16 protein-coding genes are annotated in these 19,341 nt (G+C 69.7%); 6 read left to right on the forward strand and 10 right to left on the reverse strand.

The genetic code is table 11. The features are described 5' to 3' along the window. The first annotated feature begins 29 nt into the window (after nt 1–29). The 5 genes from BLU82_RS21930 (at nt 30) to BLU82_RS21950 (ending at nt 6,767) form a co-directional block, all read left to right on the forward strand. Nucleotides 30–1,604, forward strand: coding sequence for an ABC transporter substrate-binding protein (locus tag BLU82_RS21930; RefSeq protein WP_157741180.1), 1,575 nt, complete (start codon nt 30–32; stop codon nt 1,602–1,604). Between the two features lie 45 nt (nt 1,605–1,649). Then, nucleotides 1,650–2,612, forward strand: coding sequence for an ABC transporter permease (locus tag BLU82_RS21935; RefSeq protein ID WP_092623179.1), 963 nt, complete (start codon nt 1,650–1,652; stop codon nt 2,610–2,612). A 143-nt stretch (nt 2,613–2,755) separates the two neighbouring features. Then, nucleotides 2,756–4,603 carry a dipeptide/oligopeptide/nickel ABC transporter permease/ATP-binding protein gene (locus BLU82_RS21940; protein ID WP_231947551.1) on the forward strand — a complete coding sequence of 616 codons (1,848 nt, stop codon included), beginning with the start codon at nt 2,756–2,758 and terminating at the stop codon, nt 4,601–4,603. Next, nucleotides 4,600–5,400, forward strand: a complete 801-nt coding sequence (locus BLU82_RS21945) for an ATP-binding cassette domain-containing protein (RefSeq protein WP_092623181.1) — start codon at nt 4,600–4,602, stop codon at nt 5,398–5,400. Before BLU82_RS21940 ends, BLU82_RS21945 begins: the two co-directional genes overlap by 4 nt. 392 nt (nt 5,401–5,792) lie before the next feature. Next, nucleotides 5,793–6,767 (forward strand): peptidoglycan DD-metalloendopeptidase family protein, encoded by a 975-nt coding sequence (locus BLU82_RS21950; protein ID WP_172885671.1) that lies wholly within the window; start codon nt 5,793–5,795, stop codon nt 6,765–6,767. Here BLU82_RS21950 and asnB read toward each other — a convergent pair. Beyond that, nucleotides 6,764–8,569, reverse strand: coding sequence for an asparagine synthase (glutamine-hydrolyzing) (asnB, locus tag BLU82_RS21955; RefSeq protein WP_092623183.1), 1,806 nt, complete (start codon nt 8,567–8,569; stop codon nt 6,764–6,766). The two genes, BLU82_RS21950 and asnB, sit on opposite strands and share 4 nt — an antisense overlap. A gap of 336 nt (nt 8,570–8,905) precedes the next feature. Next, nucleotides 8,906–9,229 (reverse strand): hypothetical protein, encoded by a 324-nt coding sequence (locus BLU82_RS21960; RefSeq protein WP_157741181.1) that lies wholly within the window; start codon nt 9,227–9,229, stop codon nt 8,906–8,908. 934 nt (nt 9,230–10,163) lie between these two features. On the opposite strand from BLU82_RS21960, the gene BLU82_RS21965 reads away from it, so the two are divergent. After that, on the forward strand, nt 10,164–10,343 hold the full coding sequence (locus tag BLU82_RS21965; RefSeq protein WP_092623185.1) for a helix-turn-helix domain-containing protein: 180 nt from the start codon (nt 10,164–10,166) through the stop codon (nt 10,341–10,343). Nucleotides 10,344–11,264: 921 nt separating this feature from the next. Here BLU82_RS21965 and BLU82_RS21970 read toward each other — a convergent pair. The 8 genes from BLU82_RS21970 to BLU82_RS22005 are packed head-to-tail and all read right to left on the reverse strand — an operon-like array spanning nt 11,265 to nt 19,327. Next, nucleotides 11,265–12,056, reverse strand: a complete 792-nt coding sequence (locus BLU82_RS21970; protein ID WP_197682390.1) for a nucleoside phosphorylase — start codon at nt 12,054–12,056, stop codon at nt 11,265–11,267. 14 nt (nt 12,057–12,070) lie between these two features. Next, nucleotides 12,071–12,784 (reverse strand): MgtC/SapB family protein, encoded by a 714-nt coding sequence (locus tag BLU82_RS21975; protein WP_231947552.1) that lies wholly within the window; start codon nt 12,782–12,784, stop codon nt 12,071–12,073. Further along, entirely contained in the window at nt 12,781–13,410 is a 630-nt protein-coding gene (locus BLU82_RS21980; RefSeq protein WP_092623187.1) for an HAD family hydrolase, read from the reverse strand. The genes BLU82_RS21975 and BLU82_RS21980 overlap by 4 nt, the downstream gene beginning before the upstream one ends. Then, nucleotides 13,407–14,759, reverse strand: coding sequence for a metallophosphoesterase (locus tag BLU82_RS21985; protein WP_157741182.1), 1,353 nt, complete (start codon nt 14,757–14,759; stop codon nt 13,407–13,409). The genes BLU82_RS21980 and BLU82_RS21985 overlap by 4 nt, the downstream gene beginning before the upstream one ends. Then, on the reverse strand, nt 14,756–15,694 hold the full coding sequence (locus tag BLU82_RS21990) for an ABC transporter permease (protein WP_092623189.1): 939 nt from the start codon (nt 15,692–15,694) through the stop codon (nt 14,756–14,758). Before BLU82_RS21990 ends, BLU82_RS21985 begins: the two co-directional genes overlap by 4 nt. Further along, nucleotides 15,694–16,800 carry an ABC transporter permease gene (locus BLU82_RS21995; protein WP_092623190.1) on the reverse strand — a complete coding sequence of 369 codons (1,107 nt, stop codon included), beginning with the start codon at nt 16,798–16,800 and terminating at the stop codon, nt 15,694–15,696. Before BLU82_RS21995 ends, BLU82_RS21990 begins: the two co-directional genes overlap by 1 nt. Next, on the reverse strand, nt 16,797–18,320 hold the full coding sequence (locus tag BLU82_RS22000; RefSeq protein WP_092623191.1) for an ATP-binding cassette domain-containing protein: 1,524 nt from the start codon (nt 18,318–18,320) through the stop codon (nt 16,797–16,799). Before BLU82_RS22000 ends, BLU82_RS21995 begins: the two co-directional genes overlap by 4 nt. Then, nucleotides 18,320–19,327 carry a BMP family protein gene (locus BLU82_RS22005; protein ID WP_092623192.1) on the reverse strand — a complete coding sequence of 336 codons (1,008 nt, stop codon included), beginning with the start codon at nt 19,325–19,327 and terminating at the stop codon, nt 18,320–18,322. Before BLU82_RS22005 ends, BLU82_RS22000 begins: the two co-directional genes overlap by 1 nt. Between the last annotated feature and the right edge of the window lie 14 nt (nt 19,328–19,341).

The raw sequence follows: 19,341 nt of genomic DNA on the forward strand, positions 1-19,341 counted from the left end.
AGATGACCACCTCGATGAGGAGAGAAATCATGGCGCACGACACCCACCTGTCGCGACGGAACTTCCTCTGGATCACCGCCGGCGCCGCTGCGCTGAGCGCATGCTCCGGCTCCAACGACACCGGAACGTCCGCCGACGGCGCCAACGGCGATCCGGCCGCCGCTCGCATCCTGCGCTACCACGACCGGACCAGCGCCCCCGACTCGCTGGATCCCGCGCGAGGAGGCGGGAACGTCACCCTCCTCACCTACGACATGCTGATCCGCAAGGCGCCGGACGGCAACTACGAGCCACAGTTGGCAACCTCCTGGGGCTACGTCGGCACCGGCAACACCACGTTCGAGATCGCTCTGCGCCCCGATGTCAGCTTCACCGATGGCGAACCGGTCACCGCAGAGGCCGTCAAGGCCAACATCGAGTACCGCCGCGACCCGGCGGTCGGCAGCCAGTCCGCTCCCCACCTCGCGCTCATCTCGCAGATCGAGGTGGTCGACGAGCTCACGGTCCGTCTGCACCTCTCCGAACCGAACCCGCTGATGCCCGAGCTGTTCAGCCAGAGCCCAGGCGGACCCGGTCTGCTGATCAGCCCTGCCGCGCTGGCAGACCCGAGCGTTCTGGCGACCGAGACCCACGGCGTCGGCCGGTACATGATCGACCCGGCGGAGACGGTCCTCGGCGATCACTACGCGCTGGTACCGGATCCCACCTATTGGAATCCCGATGACGTCGTCTGGGACAAGGTCTCGATCCACTACATGCCCGAGGAGAGCGCCGCACTCGCAGCGATGCAGAGCGGCCAGCTCGATGCCGCTCGGGTCACCTTCGCCGCTGTGGAGGCGGGCAAGGCGGCCGGGCTCGCGGCGACCGGCCCCGGCTATCCCATCGTGCTGGGATTGAACCTCATCGACCGTGCCGGCCAGACATCGCCGGCGTTGGGCGACGTACGGGTACGCCAGGCGCTCAACTACGCCGTCGATCGGGAGAAGATCGTCACCGCCCTCGTCGGCGATTCCGGCCGTCCGACCGACCAGTTGTCCGCTCCGGGTCAGCCGGGCTGGCACGACGAGCCCTTCTATCCTTACGACCCGGACCGTGCCGGCGAGTTGCTCGCCGATGCCGGGTTTGCCGACGGTTTCGCCTTCACCGTCCGGATCCCGCAATCCGAGGAGCATGTCCGACTGACCCAGGCCATCGCAGACAATCTCTCCGAGATCGGCGTCGACATGAAGATCGACGCCATACCCCCGGACCAGTACCAGGCCGACGACACGACCAACCGTGGTTACGGAGCGCTCTACCTCGGCTGGGGGGTCGAGCCCCCATATCGGATGGCCTCGAACTTCTGGCTGCCCGACGCGACCAACAACGCCTTCGACACCCTCGACCAGCGCCTGGTCGATCTGAACCAGCAGAGCGCCGCAGCCGACGAGGACGCCCGCGCAGACCTCGACCAGCAGATCGTCGCCCGGGTGGCTGAACTCGCCTGGTTCCTCCCGATCGTGCTGCATGGCGAGTCCGTGCTGTTCAACAGTGATGTGGTGGAGGTGCCGTGGGTCGACTTCGTCAGCGTGCCCCTCGTCAGTGAGTTCCGTCCGGCGGGCTAGCAGCCCACACCGGAACTGTGAACCACCGAGGAAGGAGGCCGAACAATGTTCCGACTCATCACACGGCGACTCGCCATCTCCGCCGTGCTGCTCTTCGTCATCTCGCTTCTGACGTTCATCCTGCAGTCCCTCGCACCCGGTGACGTGGCCGAGACCATCCTCGGATCCGGCTCCGGCAGCGTCGGGCGCAGCTACTCCGAGGAGCAGTACCTGCAGCTGCGTCATGAACTCGGGCTGGATCAGCCCTTGCTGGTTCAGTACTGGAACTGGCTCACCAGCGCGGTTACCGGGGACCTCGGCACGTCACCGGTCAGTGGCCTCGACGTCACCGCGGCGATCAGCAGCCGGCTACCGGTCACGCTGTCGCTGGTCGCGCTCGGAACCCTCGCCACCGCCATCGTCGGGGTGGGGCTCGGCGTGGTCAGCGCCGTCCGCGGCGGGCGGCTGGGCCGGGCCGTGGACGTCCTGTCGCTGCTCGGATCCGCGTTGCCGAACTTCTGGCTGGCCCTGCTGTTCATGGCCCTCTTCGCGGTCACACTCGGTCTGCTGCCCGCGACGGGCTTCGTGTCGTTCACCGATTCGCCGCAGGGCTGGGCGGAGAGCCTGGTCCTGCCCGTGACCACGCTGGTCGTCGCCGGCGCGGCCACCTTCGCCAAGCAGACACGCGACTCCATGCTCACCGCGCTGACGCATGACTCCGTGCGGATGCTGCGCGCCAACGGCGCATCAGAAGTGTCGATCGTGTGGCGGCACGCGCTACGCAACGCCGCCATCCCGGTGGTGACGCTCGTCGGATTGGTGTTCATCGGCCTGTTCAGCGGCGCGGTCTTCATCGAGAACGTATTCGCCCTTCCCGGCATCGGGCGGCTGGCAGTCCAGGCCAGCAACCAACACGACCTGCCCGTCATGCAAGGAGTCGTGGTCGTACTCACCCTGGTGGTGATCGTCACGAACCTGGTGGTCGACCTGACCTACGGCTGGCTCAACCCGAAGGTGCGTACGCCATGACGACCACCACATCGACCACGCAGCAACCCACCGATCCGACCAGTCCGAAGACAACGCCACACGCCGCAAGCCAAGCTGGCGGCGATTCGCCCCGTTCCGCCCGGCGGGCGTGGAGGTCGGCGCTCAGCCGCCCACTGGCAGTCATGTCGCTCGCCTACCTCGTGCTGCTCGTCGTCGCCGCGATCGCCGCACCGGCCGTCGCGCCGTTCGACCCGGCCGATCTGGACTTGGACAGTGTGCTGGCCGGGCCATCCGCCGAGCACCTCCTCGGCACCGACGCGTTGGGCCGAGATGTCCTCAGCCGGCTGATCTACGGCGGCCGGATCAGTCTCCTCAACGCGGCCATCGCCGCGGTGACCTTCCTCGTGGTCGGCCTGGTCGGCGGCCTCGCGGCCGGTTTCTACCGCGGCTGGGTCGACCGCGCGATCTCCGGGGTCGTGGACATCATGATCGCGATTCCCGGACTCATCATCCTGCTGGTCGTCCTCGCCGTGTTCGGCGGGAACATGACCGTGGCGATGGTTGCCCTCGGCGTGCTTACAGCGCCGGGCTTCGCCCGCGTCATGCGGGCCGTCACCCTCGCGGTCCGGGCCGAGCCGTACATCGCGGCCGCTCAGGTCTCCGGCCTTCCGAACAGGCGCATCATCGTCCACCACGTGATCCCCCGAGTGACCGGCCCGATCCTGGTGCAGTTCTCCCTGTTCTGCGGTGCGGCCCTGCTCGTCGACGCCGGACTGGCCTACCTCGGGTTCGGCGCTCAGCCGCCGACACCGACGTGGGGTGGCATGATCGTCGAGGCCAGCACGGTCATGCAGCAGCAGCCATGGCTGCTCGTGCCGGCCGGAGCGACCCTCGGTCTGGCGACCTTGGCGTTCGCGCTGCTCGGCGACGCGGTCCGCGACGCGACGGAAGAACGCACCGGCCGCACCGCCTTCAGGTCGCGGCGAGCACATGCCGTGGCGAACCGCGCACGGGTCTCCTCGCCCGCCGGTGACGAGCCAGCGCCGACAGCCTTGCTCAGACTGCGCCACGTGTCGATCGCGCTGCCAGTCAATGGAGCGCTCACCACCGTGGTGGACGACGTCAACCTCGACGTCGAGGCCGGCGAGACTGTCGGACTGGTTGGCGAATCGGGATGCGGCAAATCGATCACCGCGAGCGCGGTGCTGGGTCTGCTGCCCGCCGGCGCACAAATCACCACGGGGCAGATCTGGTTCGACGGAACCGACCTCACGTCGGCACAGCCTCGGACCATCCAGAAGCTACGTGGTTCGCGCATCGCGATGATCGCCCAAGACCCGATCTCCAGCCTCGACCCCGTGTTCTCCGTCGGTCAACAGGTCAGCGAGCTAGTGCGCCGGCATCACGGCGGATCCCGCGCGGCGGCGCGCGCGCACACTCTCGAGCTGCTGGCGAGCGTCAGTCTGCGCGATCCCGACCGGGTCGCGCGCCGTTACCCCCACGAGCTCTCCGGCGGCATGGCCCAGCGGGTCGCCCTCGCCATGGCACTCGCGGGGGACCCGGATCTGCTCATCGCCGATGAGCCCACCACCGCTCTGGACGTCACCGTCCAAGCCGAGATCCTCGAACTGTTGCAGCGGCTGCAACGCGAGCGCGGGATGGCTGTGCTGCTCATCACGCACGACTGGGGCGTGGTCGGGACGGCCTGCCACCGGGCGAACGTCATGTACGCCGGGCAGGTGGTCGAGACCTGCGACGTCGCATCCATGTTCAGGTCGCCATCGCACCCCTACACCGTCGGCCTGCTTCAGTCCACGCCGCATCAGGCGACTCCGCTGGAACACCTACGGGCGGTTCCAGGCGCCGTACCCGCGCCGGGCGCCTGGCCGGCCGGTTGCCATTTCGCACCTCGATGCGCGCTCGCCGCCGCGGATTGCGGCGCCGCCCCCATCGCCATGGCCGAGGCCGCACCGAAACACCTCACCCGCTGTCTCCACCATGATCAGATCGCACGCCTGGAGGCCCCGTGACCGAGCCGCTTTTGGAGGTCAGAGACCTGATCGTGGATTATCCCGGGCGACGCCGGGGCGACTCTCGGGTCCGCGCGGTTGACCACGTCAGTCTGCACGTCAGCACGGGTGAGACCCTCGGGCTGGTGGGCGAGTCCGGCTCGGGCAAGTCGACGATCGGCAACGCCATCCTCGGACTCGTCGCGCCGACGGGCGGGAGCGTCCTCTTCGAGGGTCGTGACATCACCCAAGCCTCCGCCCGCCAGCGCCGGGAACTGAGCGGGCACATCCAGGTGATCTTCCAAGACCCGTACGGCTCCCTCAACCCGTCCCGCACCATCGGACACACCCTCACCGAGCCGTTGCGCGTCGTGCACGGACTTCGCCGAGCCGCCGCCGAGTCCCGTGTCGCCGACGGCCTGGCCAGAGTCGGTATGCCCCCGGACACTGTCCGCCGCTACCCGGCCGAGTTCTCCGGCGGGCAGCGACAACGCATCGCCATCGCCCGCGCCATCATCCACCAACCCCAGATCATCGTCTGTGACGAGCCGACCAGCGCGCTAGACCTGTCCATCCAGGCGCAGATCCTGAACCTACTGCTCGATCTTCAGCAGCAACTCCACCTCAGCTACCTGCTCATCTCCCACGACATCGACGTCGTCCGCCACATGTCGCACCGAACCGCGGTGCTCCTGAAAGGCGGCATCGTGGAGCAAGGGCCGACTGTACAGGTCACCGGCGATCCCAGCCATGACTACACCCGCGCTCTTCTCGCCGCGGTGCCGCAGGCGTCCGTTCCGAGCGGAGCGCAGCCGTGAGCGCGCGTCAGGTCCTCGTCAACGGACCCTGGCCGAGCCAGTTCGACCTGAACGTCGGTGAGGCCGCCCGCCTGCACGCACCCGAGGGGGATGTGGTCGTCACGCTCCGGGCCGTAGGCCACGACACCGAGCCGGACTTCTGGACCGGAGTCTCCCCGAACAACGCAATCTATGTCGCCGCCGACGTGAGGGTCGAGATCGACGGTGAACCCATGACGCTCACCTGCCGACCGGGGGAACGACCGACCACCATCGGCCAAGTGCGGCTCTACGTCGAGACGACCCGAGATTGGGCGCGATCGCCGAGCCAATTCCGACCGATCAGCGGTGTCGACCAGGCTGTCCGATTCTCCGCCGCGCCAGCCGACGCTACGTGGGGTCCAGGCGACCTCGTGTTCCCGATCGGCAACTACCGATGGCGCAGCAGCACCTACCAGAACACCTGGGGAGCCCAGGTCCCGTTCAACACCTACTACTACCACCGCGGCGAGGACCTCGGCGCCGTTCCCGACCGGCTTCCAGTACTTGCTGTCGCTGATGCCACCGTCCGGAAGTCACCCGAGCCCGGGCAGCCAGTTGACAGCAACTACGTGCTCCTGGACGTCGGGCACGGAGTCGCCGTTCGATACGCGCACATGAACATCGACACGATCCGGCCCCACATACGGCCGCACCAACGCCTGGACCGTGGCTCGCCCATCGGGCTCACCGGCCAGACCTGCGACGGGTCCAAGTCCCAGCACGACGACCCCCATCTGCACGTCGACGTCTTCCGCGGCGGCAGCCCCATCAGCCCGTACCCGATGTATCTCGAGTCGTACTTCCGCACCTACACCGACACGGTCCTCGCCATGGCCGGCGGGTTCGGCTACACACTCACGGGCCACACCTATCGCCTCGACGGCACCCGCTCCGTCGCCCGGCCCGGCACCGCCATCGTCGACTACGAGTGGCATTTGCACGACGGGCAAGTCGTCCATGGCCCGATCACCAACGTGGTGTACGGCAAGCCCGGATACTTCGCCGAGGAACTGGTCGTACGGACGGCCGACGGCGGCGAGGATCGCGACGCGATCTCCGTCGTCGTCTACGAGCCCACCGTGCGCAGCGACGTACCCCGCGGCTGGGTCCACTACAGCCCGCCCCGTGCCATTCACCCGGGGACGCCGGTGGAGTTCTGGAGCCGACTACGAGACGTCGTCGGCACCGCCATCGAGTTCGGCGACGGCACGACGGCCGACATCGCACCCAACGGCGGGATCACCCACTCCTACGACCGAGCCGGCCTCTACGTCGCCACCGTCCACGGTGTCGGCCTGCGAGGTGAACACGTCAGCCTCAAGGTGCGGGTCCGTGTGGAGAGTTAGTCCAGCAGCAACTCGGGCTCGTACAGGTCCAGCCAATGGTGAAGGTCCAGCACCTTGTCCAGGCCGAAACGCAGACTCAACGAGTCCCGCGGTATCTCCGCATCGACCGCCCACTCCACCCACGCCGGATCCACGATGTCGAAGACAGGGCTGTCCGGCTGCGCCAAGATCTCCTCCGCTTGGTCCTGTAATGCTGATGTGTAGCCCGGGTCCTCCATGAACGGATACCCGCTCTTGCGGCGCTGTGCCACCGAGGGCGGTATGACGTCCAGCGCTGCGTGCCGCAAGACGCTCTTCTCCCTTCCGTCGAAGGTCTTCAGCGACCACGGCACGTTGTACATGTACTCGACCAGGTTGTGATCGCAGAAGGGCACCCGCACGTTCAGGCCCGTCGCGCGGGCGATCCTGTCACGGCGTTCCAACACCGTCCGCATGTGCCAGCCCAGGTCCAGGTAGCACATCTCCCGCATGCGCCTCTCCACGTTGTCCGCGTCGGGAAGGTGTTCAATCTCCGCCACCGCCTGCTGGTATTGGTCGGTCATCGCTGTCGGGAGGTCCAGAGCCTTGCGCAGCTGCGGGTGAAGTGGTTCCGACCAGAACTCGACCAGTTTCGCTTCCTGCCATGGGATCACCCGGGCGGCGAAGGCGCGCTGTTCCAGGGATGGATGGAAGCCGAAGAGTGCATCGGAGCCGTCTCCGGACAGTGCCGTCCCGAACGTCTGGCCAATGTGGTTGAAGGCCAGATAGAGCGAAGCATCGGCGTCGCCCCATCCGACGGGGCCGCCGCGAGCCATGATCACTCTGCGGCGCAGGTCGGGATCGGAGAGGTCACTGCATGTGTAGGCGAGCTGGTGATGTTCAGAACCCACAAGCCGCGCCACAGCTCTAGCGAACGGCGCGTCCGCAGTCTCGGTGCCGGTGTTGGCATGTTCCACGGAGTACGTGTGGACGGGCTTCTCACCTTCCAGCTGGCGAGCTGCGAGCCCGGTCATCGCGCTCGAATCCAGCCCGCCTGAGAGAAGTGCGCACGGTGCCACGTCCGACAGCTGTTGGCGCAGGATGCTGTTGAGGCGTCCGCGGACGTAGGTGACCGTGTCCTCCCAACCGTCGGAGTGTGGACGTGCGGTCAGCCGCCAGTAAATGTGCGAGCGAATCCGATCAGACGTAACGGTCACGATTCCCCCGGGCTCGACCTGCGTGAGGCCCTTCCAAGGTGAGGTGCTACGAGACGTCGTGAAGGTGAACATGTCGCGCATCGACTCGATGTCAACTTGGCGAGGGACGCTACCGTTCGCGAAGAGATCTGCAGGGTCCGAACCGAACACCACGCCGTCCCTCAACCGGCCGTAGTAGAGGGGTTCGACGCCCAGGCGATCCCTTACCAGAGTCAGTCGCCGACACCGCTCGTCCCAAACCACGACAGCGAACACACCATCCAAGTGGTCAGGCATCCCGTCGGCCCATTCCAGGTAGCTGTATAGAAGGAGCTCGGCGTCGTTGTCGGCCTTCACAGGATGCCCACGCCGTCGAAGCGTCGCTGCCAGCTCGGTCCGGTTGTAGATCTCCCCGCTCATTCCCACGGTGACCACGCCCGTCGTCGTGCTGATCGACGCGAGTCGGCCGGTTGGTTCGTCCCCGGCTCTTGGAGCCGGCCGCTGTACTGCGAGTGCCAGCGGCGGCGTCACCATTGCCTCGACGGAGTCATCTACCGAGCCGAACAGGCCACTGACCATGCGAGAGAACGTTGATCGCTCATCGGTCAGGTCGACGCCGTGTGAATACCATCCAACGACACTTCCCATGGTCGTCTCCGTGAGGCTGGCTTCGTTTCACCTCAGCGTCGGGCACGCGCTGAAGTAGCGGGAGAGGGCCTTTTACACCGCTGGCCTTGTAGGCGAAGCGTGACCTGCGGAGCCTCCTCCTAGTGGCCGCCCCAGGCCTTCAGCGTCGGCCGGATGCCAGTGCTCCGCCAGAAACGCAACATCTGAGCCGAGGACCGCGAGCGCCCACGGATGTCCAGTTGCCGACACACGACGCAACCAAGACGCCTACCGGCTCGAGGCATCGCAGCACCTGAAGCTGGGGGAGGGCTTCCGATGTCGGGCCGGTGATGGCCCGATCGGTGGACGGCGCCTGGCTCAGGAGGGCGGCTTGCTCCTGATGGCTGGTTGAACCCGACGAAGGTAGTCCGACGCATCGTCAGGTTCCCGCTCAAGAGCGATCCGACGAATCTCGGGGTCATCGATCACCAGGGCGAGCTCCAAGCCGGTCGGCCCCACATGCATGCTCTGGCCAAGGCGAACGCCATGCCGCACAGCCCGCTCCGCAGCCCTGGCCACCAGCGGTCGAAACCGCTCCTCGTCGAAAGTCAGCCCCATCGTCGTGGACCACAAGTTGATCTCCGCCGTCGCTCGGCTGTCCGTGGCGCCGTCGTGGTCCACACCCCCGACAGGAGAGGTCATGTCCATGTCTTATCTGAGATCGGCGAAGTGGTCACGGTCATCACAGTGACGGCCCATCGTCAGCAAATGTGTGGCGAACGCGTATGAGTCGGGCCCGCACGCCCGAATTGGCGAAATAATGAATCAGATGTTTCATTAAATGGTACCCCCGCAACTCCAGCACCAGGAGCCTGGACGGCCGGCGGCGAGCTCTACGCACCGACCAGCCGTGCGACTGACACGCGCTCACCGGATCGGCGACAGGACCACCACCCGCAGCGTCCCGTCATCGGTCTACTAGAAGTCGGCGACGGCGAGACGGTGCGCCTCCAGGTCGTTTCATTGTACGAAATATTAATATCAAAAACCTGACTATCTTGCATGGCGCGCGTAGCTTGCTCACAAGCGCTGGCCCCGGACACCGCTCTCCAGACGAGCGTTCCCCTGCCCCAGGGGCCCGCGTGGCCTGGCCCGGCGTGAGCGCTGCGGAGCCATACCGGGCCAGGCAACCTGATTTGCTCGTGAGTCGTCATCTGACGCAGCACATGAACACGGAGGACCCGCCCAGACGGGCACCAGCTGGCCGGTCCACCCTTGCGGCGACGACTGCAAGCACATCACCTGCTTGCTAGATCACTACAGAATCAAGATCGTCGGCTCGACGCGGACGCTGCAGAGCGACGCTGAAGGGGAACCCGAACGATGAGCAACGGCGACGACGGCGACGAGATGACCGACCACCCCGTGTGGGAGATCGGCCAGGCGGTCTACCTCGCCGATCTCCACCAACCCTGGACCATCGACCGCCTTTACGTCGACCAGGTCCGCTACGTGAGGCTGACCCGCCCCACGAGCTACGGGCGACGGAGTCGCGGCGGAACCGCGACGACATCCTGCGACGCCACCATGAAGTCATCCGGCGGCGGCTGGACCGCGACATCAAAGCTAACCTCGGATCCACCTTCGCGGCCTCCGAGTCGAGCGCGACATCACCCAGCACGAGCTGGCACCTCTGACAAGCATGCACCACACGATGCTCGGCCACATCGAAGCAGGAGGCCGCAACATCAACCTCCGCCAGCTCGACGAGTTGGCCGTCGCGCTCGGCGTGCGCCCGGGCGATCTGTTCGGCTGACAATCATCGGCACCACCGCGACCTGGCATGAAGCGTGCCGCGCGGCCACCCAAGGACTCAGCCGTCCGCGAGGGCAACGGGGCGTCGCAGGCTCAGCGATGCTCTCGCCGATCCCGGATACAGCGACCTGCTCTCCGCACCGGGCAACCCAAGCTGCGACGAGTTCCACGTCGCCGGCAAGCATCGTTCGGCGTCGGGTCGCCAGATCGTCCACGCGACTCGCCCAGATCCGTTACCAGGTCCGCGCGAGGGGGATCAACCTACGTCGGGCGCGCACGACCAGTGGCTGCTCGGTCCGCAGAGAGTCGACAAGACGTCCAGGCGCTACCAACATCAACCAACAACCACCGTCTGCGATTGCGTTGGTCAGAGCGGCAATCGCGACGGCGGCGCTGGTCCGCGGGTTGCCTGGATCGCCCTGTCAAGGCGGAGGTATTCCCTCACGGTCGCCGCCCGTGGCCGCATCCAGCCCGGTCAGAGCCAACGGACAGCTTGTAGTCCCCTGCCCACCGAACCCAGCTGCATCCATGGACGCCGCCTCGCCTGCTTCGGTGGGCTACAGCGAGGCCGGCTCGCTAGCCCATGCAGGCTCGTCCATGCGGACGAGCTGGCCTACCAGCCGTCGGTCTCCGCGGCCTGATCACGATGTTCATCGTCGGTAAGCCCCTGGATGCGGCGCGGAGCCGAGCGGAGGCTGCGGTTCCGCCGTCGGTGAGGCTTGATCAACTACGACCACAATACGTCCGATGGTTTCCATCGACAGCCATCGCAGCACACCTCGAGAGGCGCTGGTCAGCAGCGTTCCCGACCGCAACCAACACCTCAGACGGCGCGAGCACGAATGCCGTGGGTTCGAATCCTACCGCGGGCACCAGCAGGTCAAGGGCCATCTCGATCATCGACGTCCCGGGGCGGGGACGGTCAGGTACGCGTGTCGTGCTCGTGCAGCGCGACCACCGTCTGGTTGGCCAGCCGGGCGAGGCGCTCGATGTGCTCCTGGCCGTGGTCCAGCTGGGTCTGCGGGTCGAACACCCCGGACTCGCCCGACACGTGGCGGATGTTGTCCATCACCACGGCGAGACCGCCGGCGCGCAGCCGCCACGCGCGGGCCAGGACGAGGACGATGCTGGCCTCCATCTCGCCGGCCAGGACGTTCAGCTGGTGCAGGTCGTCGAACTGACCGGCCCACCAGCTCTGGTGGAAGTCGTTGAACGACGACCCCGGGCGCGGGTGGCTGGCGTAGAAGGTGTCGGCGCTGCGGGTGATGCCGACGTGATGCGGGAGGCCGAGGCTTCGTGCCGCCGTGATCGCCGCCTGGACGACCTCGTGGTGGGCGACCGCGGGGTACTCGACGGGCGCGTAGGCGCGCGACGCGCCGTCGAGGCGCATGGCGGCGTCGAAGATCGCGATGTCGCCGTTCGCGACGTGGTCCTGGAACGTGCCGCAGGTGCCGACTCGGAGGAAGGTCCGGGCGCCGCAGCGCGCGAGCTCCTCCATCGCGATCGACGTCGACGGAGCGCCGATGCCGGTGGACGTGCAACTGATCGGCACGCCCTGGTAGGTCCCGGTGTAGGTGACGTACTCGCGGTTGGCGGCGACCTCCTCGGCGGTGTCCCACGTGGCCGCGATGAGCGGCACGCGCCCGGGGTCGCCCGGCAGCAGCACGTACGGCGCGACGTCGCCTTCTCGGAGCTTCAGGTGGTACTGGGTCATGGTTCCTCTCCTGATCATTCGGATTCGTGGGCGACGGCGACACGCTCGACCCCGGCGAGCTCGGAGAGCTCCGCGACGAGCAGCTGCAACGGCGGTCGTCCGCGGAACTGCATGCGGGCCACCACCTCCGGCCGGCCCTCGGGGCGGATCTGCTCCGTCGACCGGATCGTGGTCTGGTAGCCCATGTCGGCGGCCACCGTCAGGATGCCGCGCAGCACTCCCCGTCCGTCGAGGTAGCGGACGGTGAGCGTGGTGCGCTCGGCCGAGCCGCGCAGGCGGTGGGTGAGCGGCGCGACGACCGTCACCGCCGCGACGTGCAGGACGGTCATCGACACGGCCAGCAGGACCAGCCCGGCGCCGCACGCCATGCCGACGGCCGCGGTCAGCCAGATGGTCGCCGCCGTGGTCAGGCCGCGGACGACGTCGCGGCGCAGGAAGATCACGCCCGCGCCGAGGAAGCCGATGCCGGAGACGATCTGGGCGGCGATGCGCGACGGGTCGATGATCGCCGTCGCGGTGTCGACCCCGGCGAAGCCGTACGCGGAGACGAGGGTGAACCCGGCCGAGCCCATGCCGACGAGCAGGTGGGTGCGCACGCCGGCGCTCTTCTGCGACAGCTGCCGCTCGACGCCGATCGCCCCGCACAGGACGAAGGCCAGGCCGAGCAGGGTCAGCTCGTCCTGGACGGTGCTCGACAGCCACACCACCTCGGCACGAACGCCGGTCACGGGACGCCGCCGAGCATCCGGGCGACGTCGCGCAGGTCGCTGACGATCGTGTGGGCGTCGGCGAGGTCGGACCGGCTGCCATAGCCGAAGTCGACGCCGACGGTCCACGCGCCGGCCCCGAGCCCCTCCGCGACGTCGTACCGGGTGTCGCCGACGTACAGCAGCGGCCCCTTCGACCGGTAGCGGCGCAGGACCTCCCGTTTCGGGTGCACGTTGCCGTGGACCTCGCTGATCAGGGCCGTCAGCCCTTGGGCGTGGCAGTCGCCGTGGACCACGCTCTCGTCGGCGCCGCTGACGACCACCACGGGCACGCCGAGGGTCCCGGCGACTCCGAGGAAGTGCCGGGCGCCGGGGGCCAGGGTGGTGGGCGCCGCACTCATCGCGGCGTTCCACTCGTCGACGCAGCGGCCGGTGGCGTCGGCGGGGACGCCGAGGGCGGCGAAGTAGGCGTCCATCGGCAGCCGGAAGCCGTCGCGGAAGGCGTCCGCCGTCGCGGGCGTCAGCGCCTCCTGGTCGACGATCGCAAGCGCCGCACGGGTGGCTCGCCAGGCCCGCTCCGCGTCGTCGACCATGGTCCCGTTCCAGTCGACGGCGACGACGGCCGGTGGTCGTGGCGGGGCGATCACCGGAAATACCCCCGCATCGCGTCGCGGGCACTGAACCGGTCCTCGACCGTCAGCGGACGGCCGAGCCACGACTCGGCCAGGGGGCGTACGTGTTCGAGCAGGGCCACGGTGTGCGGGTTCTCCTTCGGGTCGCTGACTCCGGCCGGCGCGCGGCTCCAGTTCCACCACAGGTGGTCGTTGCCGGGCGTCCGTGGATCGGTGCGCTCGTCGTGGGCCCGTCTCAGCCGGCCCAGCTCGCCGGCCTCGATGCCGGCGACGATCACCGAGTCGTCAGGGAACGGGAACAGGCGGTGGAGGTCGAGCTCGCTGACGGGGCCCGCCGCGAGGGCCGCGACGGCGCCGTCGACGGGCGCCTGGGTGAAGAACGCGTGCGGCGGGACGAACGCGGCGTCCGCGCCGGCGGACGTCCGGAAGGCGTCGGCCACCGCCGACGGCAGGTAGCCGCCGGCGCCCGGCACGCTGGTCAGCGCGGCGGGGTTGGTGCCGACGCGTTCGGCGGCCGCCGCGGCCAGGCGTTCGGCGGCGCCGCGCCGGACGTGCGAGCCGGGCGCCGCGGGCGCGACGGCGGCGAAGCCGGCCGGCACCGCGCCCGACGTGGTGAGGTCGACGACGAGCACGGATTCCGCGAACGGATGGGCGTGGCCGACGACCGTGGAGCCGAGCCGGCCGGCCCAGCGGCCGAGCGTGTGCCCGCCGAGGACGGCGTCGGCGTGAGTGCTCCAGCCCCGGAGGTCGTCGAGCCACCGGCTGCTGCGGACGCCCGCCCGCGGCGCCTCCGGCCACCACTCGACCCCGTCGTGCTGCAGGACGACGATCCAGTCCGCGCCGGCCGCCCGCAACCACGTCGCATGGGCCCGGACGACATCGGCCGGATCACCCACCGGCTCCGGGCCGGGCGCGAGGCGATGCACGTGCGGGTGGGTCAGACCGATCACGCCGACGGCACCGGCGGCCGTGCCGATCAGCCGGGCCGGCGCCAGGCCGGCGGCGGCGTTCGCACACAGCAGCGGGAACGCGAGCGCGTCGGCACCGGCCCGAGCCGCGGCGGTCCCCTCGTCGAACTCGTGGTTGCCGGCCGCGGCGGCGCCGATCGGCAGGTCGGCGAGCAGCGCCCAGTCCCGCCGTCCGGTCAGCGACCAGAGCGGGCCGCCGGTGAAGTCGCCCGAGTCCAGCCAGAGGGTCGGGCCCCGGCGGCTCTCCTGCTCGAGCAGGCCGACGACGCCGTCGACGGTGCCCGAGCGCCCGTGTCCGGCGGGCAGCGGCGCCACTGAGGCCAGCAGGTCGTTGGTGGCGAGCAGCCTGACCCTGACCTCGGGCGGACGAGGAGGCAGCGTCGAACCCGCCGTCACGCCACCACCCGGCTCTCCCCGGCCTCGGCCGCGGCGTCCGGCCGGAACCGGCGAGCGACGCTGGGGACGGCCAGCATGGCGATGATGGCGACGTACGGCAGCACCCCGGACAGCTCTGTCGGCAGGCCGATGTTCTGCAGGTTGAAGCCGAGGGTGTCGAAGTAGGCGAACGTGATGGCCAGCGGCAGCAGCAGCCAGGGCCGCTGAGCGGCGATCAGCACCAGCGCCAGCGCGATGAAGCCGCGGGCGTTGGTCATGCCCGGCGAGAACTGCGCCGCGGAGGCCAGGGCCAGCTGGGCGCCGCCGAGCCCGACGAACGCGCCGCCGACCACCAGGGCGAGCCATTGCGTGCGCGCCGGTGAACGCCCGGCGGCCACGGCGACGTCGGGCGCGCTGCCGACCACGCGAGTCGTCAGCCCGCCGCGGGTGCGGTGCAGCCACAGCGTGAGCAGCGGGGTGGTGAGCACGGCGGCGTAGAGCACGATGGTCTGCCCGCTGACCACGTCGCCGAGCCATGGCACCGACGCGACGAGTGGCAGCTCGATGCGCGGCAACGGCTCCAGTGAGGGGGTGACGATGGTGCCCTCGCCGGCGAACAGCACGGCCGTCAGCACCGAGGTGCCGCCCACAGCGATGAAGTTCAGCGCGATGCCGGTGACGATCGGGTTGACCCCGCCGCTGATCGCGACGGCGGCGAACAGCGCGCTGGCGCAGGTGGAGGCGGCGACGGCGCCGAGCAGCCCGGCCGGTGCGCCACCGCCGGTCAGTTCCTGGGCCGCGATGGCGCCGAAGCAGCCGAACAGCATCGCGCCCTCGGCGCCGAGCACGAGCACGCCCGCGCGCATCGGCAGGTAGACGCCGAACGAGACGAACAGCAGCGCGGCCGTGGCCTGAAGGGTGAGCTGCCAGAGGTCGGTGCCGAACCAGAAGCCCATCAGGATTCCCCCTTGGCCGTACTCATCGCCGGTTCGGGTGACGGTGGCGGTGCGGGCGCCGGTCGGTCCGTGCCGCCGCGTGCGCGCGGCGCCTGCCTGGTGAGCGCGACGGCGGCGATGACGATCAGCACGCCCTGGACGAGGGTGCCCATCCCCGCGGTGATCCCGATGTCGCGCTGGACACCGGCCAGGCCGGTGGTGAGCGCGGCGAGGAAGAGCGCGGCCGGGAGCATGATCAGCAGGCCGCTCGGGATCAGGATGGCCGCCGTCAGGCCGGTCCACGCGACGGAGCTCGGCCCGCCGAGGGTCCCGTCCTGGAAGCGGTGGTAGACGCCGAAGACCTCGATGGCGCCGGCGAGGCCGGTGATGGATCCGCTGCCGAGCAGCACGGTCAGCGGGTAGCGACGCGAGTCGACTCCGGAGAGCGTCGCGAACTTCGGGTTCCGGCCGTACATCGTGAGGCGGTGCCCGGCGACGGTGTACCGGACGATCGCCCAGACGACGACCGTGACGACGATGGCGATGACGAAGCCGAGGTGCAGCGACGTCCGCGGCACGAGCACCGGGAGCCACGCGTCCTGCGCGATCATGCGGGTCGCGACAATGCTGTGCGCGTCCGGATCCTGCAGCGTGGTCCGGGTGATGAAGCGGGCCAGGCCGTCGGCGAAGTAGTTGGCGATCAGGGTCAGCACGACCAGCTGGACCCGCGTGGCCGCGGCCAGCCCTCCGATCGCGCAGGCCCAGGCCCCGCCGGCCAGCGCGCCGATGAGCAGGGACGCGACCGCGACGACGACGCCCGGGCCGGGCAGCATCGTGCCCGCGGTGGCCGCGGCGAGGCCGCCGATGACGTACTGCCCCACCTGCCCGACGTCGAACAGGCCGGCCCTGATCGAGACGCTGGCCGACACCGCGATCAGCAGGATCGGCGTCATGGTCCGGGCGGTCGAGGCCAGCGCGGTGTCGGTCCCGCCGATGCCGGCGAAGAACGACGCGAAGCCGGGCGCCACCTGGTCGACGCCCTGCAGCGCCGCGAGCAGGACGGCGACGACCGCCAGCCCGAGCGCCGCGACCAGGACGATCGTCAGGGCTCGTCGTGCGCCGGTCATGAGACCTCCTCGTGCCGCGCCGCCGCGACGTCGTGGCCGAGGCCGCCGAGGAGCTCGCCGAGACGCCCCAGGGTCAGCTGGTCCCGCTCGTACCCGGGGCCGAGCCGGCCGCGGTCGATGACGTGCACCCGGTCGCTGAGCGCGAGCAGTTCGTCCACGTCGGAGGTGACCAGGAGCACGGCGCCGCCCCGGCCGGTGAACTCCCGCAGCTGGGCGTGGATGAGCGCGACACCGGCGAAGTCGACTCCTCGGGTCGGCTCGTGCGCCAGCAGGATGCGAGCGCCGTCGCCGAGCTCGCGTGCGACCGCGACCCGCTGGAGGTTGCCGCCGCTGAGCTCGCTCGCGGGCTGGCGGGTGCTGCTCGCCACCACCCGGGCACGCTCCACCAGCGACCGCGCGAGGCGGTCGGCCCTGGCCCGGCGCAGCAGGCCGAGGCGGCCGCGCACCGTGGGCGGCGGGACGGCGGAGATGACGTTGTCGGTGATGCTGGCGGTGGGCGCCGAGCCGGCTTCCTTGACGCTCTCCGGGATGAAGCGCAGGCCCGCGGCGCGGCGGGCGCGCGTCGACCACGTCGACACGTCCCGCCCGTCGATCGTCAGGGGCAGGTGAGCCGCGGTGCGCTCCAGACCGGCGATGGTGTCGAGCAGTTCGTTCTGGCCGTTGCCGGAGACCCCGGCGATGCCGACGATCTCGCCGGCCCGCACGCTCAGCCGTCCGCCGACGTCGAGCACCGGCGCGCCCGGTGGGGCGCCGGCCGGCCGGACGGCGCCGGCCACCTCGCCACCGGCCGCGTCGTCGCCGCCCGTCATGGCCCGGCCGATCCGCCCGAGCTCGAACGGCGCCACCGGGAGGTGGAGCACGCTCTCGCCCCGGCGCAGCACGTTGACCTCGTCGCAGTGCTGCACCACCTCGCGCAGCCGGTGGCTGATGAACACGACGCTCATGCCGCCCGCGGCGAGATCGCGCATGACCTCGAACAGGTTGTCGACCTCGCGCGGCGTCAGGTAGGTGGTGGGCTCGTCGAGCAACAGGCAGCGGGCTCCTCGATAGAGCGCCGAGAGGATGTCGACGCGCTGGCGGACACCGACCGGGACCTCGGCGGCGGGCTTGGCCAGCGGCACGACGATGCCGGTGCGGGCCATCAGGTCGCGGACGCTCTCCTTGTGGGCGCTCCAGCTGATGCCGCCGAGCAGCCGGCGCGGCCACGCACCGGTCCCGGCCGCGTCCTCGGCGCCGAACACGATGTTCTCCAGCAGCGAGAGCTCGTCGACGGTGGACAGCTGCTGGCGCACCAGGCCGACCCGGACGCCGACCTCGAGCGCACCCGCGTCCGGGCCGAGGTCGCCCGAGATCAGCTGCATGAGCGTGCTCTTGCCCGCGCCGTTCTCGCCGACCAGCGCCGAGATGCGCCCGGCGGTCACGGTCAGGTCGGCCCGCCGCAGGGCGCGCACCGGGCCGAACGACTTGGCCAGGCCAATGGCGCGGACGTGGACGGGCGGGCCCGCGGTGTGGGCCGTCATCAGCCGGCCGAGCCGCCGGACAGGATGTGGTCGTAGGCAGTGGTCCCCGCCTCGACCACCTCCGCCGGCAGCTCGAAGTCGTCGCTGGCCGGGCCGGTGACGTAGGGGATCTCGAAGATGTCGTCCTTCAGCCCCAGCTCACGGGTCTCGCCGCCCGGGACCGAGCCCTCGGCGTACGCGGCGATGATGGCGAAGTTGAGGTTGTCCTCGGTCGGCGCGGCGATGAAGGCCAGCGCCGGCTGGGTGTCCTTGACGGTGGCCCAGTCGGTGAGGTCGGAGGCGATCGTGCGGTAGTCCTTCTCCGCGCCGAGCGCGTAGACCTGCAGGTTCGAGCCGGCGGCGCTGTAGATGACGTCGGCGCCCGCCGAGGCCTGGCTGGTCGCGATGGAGCCGGCCTTCGCGGGGTCGGTGAACGACCCGACGGCGGTGGTGATGACCTCGACGGACGGGTCGACGCTCGCCGCGCCCGCGGCGAAGCCGTCGCTGTAGCGGAGCAGGGTGGGCGACTCGTCGCCGATGATGACACCGATCGTCCCCGACTCGGTCATGGCCGCCGCCATGGCTCCGGCGACGTAGGTGCCCTCCTCGTTCGCCGCGTTGAACGAGGTGACGTTCGGGCCGCTGGCGATGCCACCGGCGATGTAGAAGGCCTGGTCGGGATACTCGGCCGCCACCTGGGTGACGGCGTCGCCGTTGGCGAAGAACGGGACGCCGATGGCGTCGTAGCAGCCCTTGGCCGCCGCCGCTCGCAGGTTGTCCGCGACGCCGGCGATGCCGGTGCCGTCGGTGACGTCGATCTCGACGCCCAGTTCCTCCGCCGCGCGGTCGAGCCCGCGCTTGATGGTCTGCTCGGCGGTGCTGCCGGTCATCGGGTCCTGCATGACGAAGGCGTAGCCGCAGGTCTCCGCCGACGAGCTCGTGCCGTCGGCCGCCGAGCAGGACGACAGCCCGGCCGTCGCCACCAGAAGGCCGGCGGTCACCGCGGCGCGGGTGCGAGTCGTGTTCATGGTCTCCTCCAGCT

It is taken from the genome of Jiangella sp. DSM 45060 (genome assembly GCF_900105175.1).
Taxonomy (GTDB): domain Bacteria; phylum Actinomycetota; class Actinomycetes; order Jiangellales; family Jiangellaceae; genus Jiangella.

Coding starts and splice junctions, on each gene's coding strand:
- BLU82_RS21930 (WP_157741180.1), top strand. CDS start 30: ATGGCGCACGACACCCACCTGTCGCGACGGAACTTCCTCTGGATCACC.
- BLU82_RS21935 (WP_092623179.1), top strand. CDS start 1,650: ATGTTCCGACTCATCACACGGCGACTCGCCATCTCCGCCGTGCTGCTC.
- BLU82_RS21940 (WP_231947551.1), top strand. CDS start 2,756: ATGTCGCTCGCCTACCTCGTGCTGCTCGTCGTCGCCGCGATCGCCGCA.
- asnB (WP_092623183.1), bottom strand. CDS start 8,569: ATGGGAAGTGTCGTTGGATGGTATTCACACGGCGTCGACCTGACCGAT.
- BLU82_RS21960 (WP_157741181.1), bottom strand. CDS start 9,229: ATGACCTCTCCTGTCGGGGGTGTGGACCACGACGGCGCCACGGACAGC.
- BLU82_RS21970 (WP_197682390.1), bottom strand. CDS start 12,056: ATGACCCAGTACCACCTGAAGCTCCGAGAAGGCGACGTCGCGCCGTAC.
- BLU82_RS21990 (WP_092623189.1), bottom strand. CDS start 15,694: ATGGGCTTCTGGTTCGGCACCGACCTCTGGCAGCTCACCCTTCAGGCC.
- BLU82_RS21995 (WP_092623190.1), bottom strand. CDS start 16,800: ATGACCGGCGCACGACGAGCCCTGACGATCGTCCTGGTCGCGGCGCTC.
- BLU82_RS22000 (WP_092623191.1), bottom strand. CDS start 18,320: ATGACGGCCCACACCGCGGGCCCGCCCGTCCACGTCCGCGCCATTGGC.
- BLU82_RS22005 (WP_092623192.1), bottom strand. CDS start 19,327: ATGAACACGACTCGCACCCGCGCCGCGGTGACCGCCGGCCTTCTGGTG.